3 protein-coding genes are annotated in these 1,762 nt (G+C 61.5%); all 3 read right to left on the bottom strand.

The features are described from left to right. Nucleotides 1–9: 9 nt before the first annotated feature. Nucleotides 10–669, bottom strand: coding sequence for a DUF2157 domain-containing protein (locus tag NW815_RS11290; protein ID WP_414387993.1), 660 nt, complete (start codon nt 667–669; stop codon nt 10–12). A 17-nt stretch (nt 670–686) separates the two neighbouring features. Continuing rightward, nucleotides 687–1,433, bottom strand: coding sequence for a phosphoribosylaminoimidazolesuccinocarboxamide synthase (purC, locus tag NW815_RS11285; RefSeq protein WP_414344193.1), 747 nt, complete (start codon nt 1,431–1,433; stop codon nt 687–689). Nucleotides 1,434–1,443: 10 nt separating this feature from the next. Next, on the bottom strand, nt 1,444–1,762 hold a 319-nt coding region (locus tag NW815_RS11280; RefSeq protein WP_414416020.1), incomplete at its 5' end, for a sugar transferase.

The following is a 1,762-nucleotide window of genomic DNA, read 5'->3' as shown; positions in this document are numbered from 1 at the left end:
CAGCAGTGTTCAGCGTAAATGTATCAGGAAGTTGACAGTCCCCCAATCCACGAAGTCGGCTACCATCCCCGAGCCCAGCAGAAGGCAGGCCAGTACACCGCTGGGGCTGTGACGCAAGCCGTAGGCCATGGCCAAACTGCCCATCCCCCAGGCCCAAAACAAGCCTGCCGCAGATCCCCCAAGCTGAACCCACTGGGCCATCAGGCCAATACAGGCTCCCAGGGTCAGTTCACCGGCTATCAGCAGGGCGCTGCCCAGCCGTCGGGATCCCTGCTGCCAAACCTGGAAGCCAGCCACCTGCAGCCCTACCATGAGGGCCAAGCACCCCCAGGCTCTGGCCCAGCGGGGAATGGCAGCCCAGTTGGCCGCCACAAAGGAGATCACCCCTAGGCCCACCAGAACTGCGCCAAACAGCAGCAGCACCAGGGCAAATCGCCCGCCGGCTGAGCGTTGCAAACTCTCCAGTTGGTAATACTCCCGCAGGCGATCCCGTTGGGCAGGTTCGATCAACCCCTGCTCCACCCAGGCATCCAGCAGGTTGGCCAGTTGGCGGCGGAAACGCTCGCCGGGGTAGGGGGGGCCGGGAGAGGTCATGGCGGGATCCCGACAAGCGAAAGGAGGCTCGGGCGTTAAAGGAGTGGGATCGCTGAGGCGATTATAGTCCCTCACCCCTGGCTCCTCTCCCTCTAGGAGAGAAGGAATTGGGATCCCACTGCCTGAAGCACCCGCTGCAACACCTCTTGATAGCCAGCCACCGGATCCCCCAGATCAAAGCGAAAGAGATCTTTATCCAGCACCCGCGGCTCAGATCCCCCCCGATCCCAAAGACGGCAGGTATCGGGGCTAATCTCGTCGGCTAGCAGGATCTCTCCCTTCTCGTCCAGGCCAAACTCCAGCTTAAAGTCCACCAACTCTAGGCGGCAGCTTCGCCAGAAAGCCTGCAGATGGTTGTTGATGGCCAAAGCCAGGGATCCCAAGCGCTCCACCTGCTCCGGCGTGGCCAGCTGCAATAGGCGGATGTGGTCGGGGGTTACCAAGGGATCCCCCAAGGCATCGTTTTTGTAATAGAACTCCACCAGCGGCGGCTCGATGGGAAGGCCCTGCTCCAGGCCCAGCCGTCGGCAGAGGCTACCCGCTGTGCGGTTGCGCACCACCACTTCCAAAGGCAGGATGTGCAAGGCTCGCACCTGCATCTCGGTGGGGCCGGTTTGGGCCAAGAAATGGTTGGGGATCCCTTGCTGCGCCAGGTAGGCAAACACATGGCTGGAGACGGTGCAATTCACCTCTCCCTTGCCGGCGATGGATCCCCGCTTTTGGGCGTTGAAGGCCGTGGCGTCGTCTTTGTATTGGCAAAGATAAACCCTGGGATCGGCAGTGCGGTAGATGCGCTTGGCCTTGCCCTCGTAGAGCAGCTCTTGGGGGGAGAATGGCATACGCTAACCCCTAGTATCCGGCCAGCCGTCCGCGGATCCCTTGCCAGAAGGTGATGGCCAAGATGCGCAGATCCAGCCACAGCGACCAGTTTTGCACGTAATAGAGATCATACTGGGTGCGGCGGGCAATGCTGGTATCTCCCCGCAGGCCGTGGATCTGGGCCCAGCCAGTCAGGCCGCTTTTCACCAAATGCCGATCAGGATACTTGGGGATCTCCTGGCTAAATTGCTCGACAAAGTAGGGCCGCTCTGGGCGGGGGCCCACTAGGCTCATTTCCCCTTTCAGGACGTTCCACAGTTGGGGCAGCTCGTCCAGGTTGGTGCGGCGC

The sequence above is a fragment of the Synechococcus sp. R6-7 genome (assembly GCF_047461695.1).
GTDB lineage: Bacteria > Cyanobacteriota > Cyanobacteriia > Thermostichales > Thermostichaceae > Thermostichus.
Note: the sequence above shows the minus strand (reverse complement) of the source record. Positions and strands in the feature narration are given on the sequence as shown.